This window comes from Moorena sp. (genome assembly GCF_982860115.1).
The window spans coordinates 1-1,887 of sequence record NZ_CEYLVT010000450.1; the positions used below are offsets into that span (position 1 = coordinate 1).

Annotated in this window: 3 protein-coding genes; 2 read left to right on the top strand and 1 reads right to left on the bottom strand. The window is 43.3% G+C overall.

Annotated features, from left to right (window positions below; translation table 11 throughout):
• Nucleotides 1–254: 254 nt before the first annotated feature.
• Complete coding sequence (locus AC4II3_RS32590; protein WP_488029856.1) at nt 255–452, bottom strand: hypothetical protein; 198 nt, start codon at nt 450–452, stop codon at nt 255–257.
• A gap of 245 nt (nt 453–697) precedes the next feature.
• Between AC4II3_RS32590 and AC4II3_RS32595 the strand changes: the two genes are divergently transcribed.
• Together AC4II3_RS32595 and AC4II3_RS32600 are read left to right on the top strand one after the other, a co-directional pair.
• Nucleotides 698–1,051: a DUF433 domain-containing protein gene (locus AC4II3_RS32595; RefSeq protein ID WP_287266237.1), complete on the top strand. Its 354-nt coding sequence runs from the start codon at nt 698–700 to the stop codon at nt 1,049–1,051.
• The gene (locus tag AC4II3_RS32600) at nt 1,026–1,403 is read left to right on the top strand and encodes a DUF5615 family PIN-like protein (RefSeq protein ID WP_488017466.1); all 378 of its coding nucleotides are present in this window, start codon (nt 1,026–1,028) and stop codon (nt 1,401–1,403) included. Before AC4II3_RS32595 ends, AC4II3_RS32600 begins: the two co-directional genes overlap by 26 nt.
• The last annotated feature ends 484 nt before the right edge of the window (nt 1,404–1,887 follow it).

A 1,887-nucleotide genomic window follows, 5' to 3' on the forward strand; every position in this document is an offset into this window, starting at 1 on the left:
CGGGCTAGAGAACAAGCCCTGTCTATGTTACAAGCTTCGTTGTCCCCCTGCTAGAGTATTCAGCAATCAGCTTAAGCGCTACGCGCACGCTACTTGAGGTGCTATCAGCTAATGCGCACGCTACTTGAGGTGCTTTTGAATAAGCGATGCAGCGCGGTCTTGGGTTTGGTCTGATAGCATAGGATCACATCCGAAAGTTTCGGATATTGTGCTGACATAGGTAATTGAAATAGCCGTGGATAGTATTTCTACGGCTATTTTTTTTTGGTTTTGGGATGTATATATAAAGGGAACAGGGAACAGGGAATCGGGAATCGGGAATCGGGAATCGGGAATCGGGAATCGAGAATCGGGAATCGGGAATCGGGAATCGGGAATCGGGAATCGGGAAGAGTATGGGGCGGGGGCGCGGGTATTGTGGAACTTTTCTTATAATTTTTGCCTAATTTCATGCATTGATATGCACCCAATACTTGTGGTTCAGTAATTTTGTATCCCAACATCATCAAAGTATGATAAAATTCTTAATTATAACGAGCTAATAAGCTAATACAGCGTTTTCCATAACTAAGAGGTACACAGGATTTTTCCCTATTGCCTATTGCCTATTGCCTATTGCCTATTGCCTATTGCCTATTGCCTCTTACCTGCTCCCGACTCCCGACTCCCGACTCCCGACTCCCTTTGCTATAAAAAAATGCAATTAGAAGACTATTTTGACTTCCTCAGTGTGGACGATATTCGGCTCAAAGGCACAAGAATAGGAATAGAAACTATTCTCTATGATTATATCCATCGTGCCCGCACTCCCGAAGAAATTGCCGAAACCTATCCATCCCTAAATCTAGAACAGGTCTACGCCACTATTCTTTATTATCTACACAATAAAGAAATGGTCAGCCAATATGTTGCTGACTGGTTAGAGTGGAGTCACCAGCAACTGAAAGCACAGCAACTTAACCCCTCGACTTCTGCGCTGCGATTGCGGAAGTTGAGAGCAGAACGAAAAGTAATCAAAAAAGCTGATGACTCTCAAATATCTATTGGATGAAAATGTCAATCCTGCTTACAAAATCCAATTGCTGCGGAATTCTCCTGATTTGGTAATGTGGGTTGTTGGTGAACCGAATACTCCTGCAAGAGGAACGTTAGACCCACAAATTCTGAACTGGTGTGACGAGCATGGTTTTGTGCTGGTGACAAATAATCGTAAATCTATGCCTACCCACTTAGCTGATTATATTGCAGAAGGGAATCACATACCAGGAATCTTTATTCTCAACACCAAGTTAAGTATGGGAGAAAATATTGATGAGTTGGTTTTTCTAGCAGAGGCATCTTTTGAAACCGAATATCAAGACCAAATTATTTATCTTCCACACAGTTATAGTATTTCTAAATAGCTCATGAAAACCCTTGACTACTCTCCCCGACTCCCGACTGTTTGACCCGGTGGTGCGTTACGGGACCGGCTGTCCCAACAAAGCGCAATCAAGCCCAAAAGCGAGCCGGTCCCTAACGCACCCTACTGGACCGACACATCTAAAATGGTGCAATAAGCGTAGGTTGGGTTGAAGAATGAAACCCAACACCAGTAACCCTTTGTTGGGTTTCCCTACCGCTCAACCCAACCTACATTTTTAGGTGTGCCACGCCACTACGCTACTCTACTGAATGCTGACTACGCTACTTTATTAATAGTTGGTTCCGGAACAGGGTAAGCGCAAGAATCAATAAGCTGTAGCTTATTGATAAAAAAAGGGGATCATTCTCAACAATTAAACTCTATTGATAATAAATTTCTACGAGATTATAGGGGTTTCGAGCCACGCTCAACCGATATCCAGCCAATGCACATTATGGGCAATTTTTTCTTGCGCTTACCCT

What these genes read in the sequence shown, in the direction of transcription:
- AC4II3_RS32590 (WP_488029856.1), bottom strand. Translation starts at nt 452, where the DNA reads ATGAAATTAGGCAAAAATTATAAGAAAAGTTCCACAATACCCGCGCCC.
- AC4II3_RS32595 (WP_287266237.1), top strand. Translation starts at nt 698, where the DNA reads ATGCAATTAGAAGACTATTTTGACTTCCTCAGTGTGGACGATATTCGG.
- AC4II3_RS32600 (WP_488017466.1), top strand. Translation starts at nt 1,026, where the DNA reads ATGACTCTCAAATATCTATTGGATGAAAATGTCAATCCTGCTTACAAA.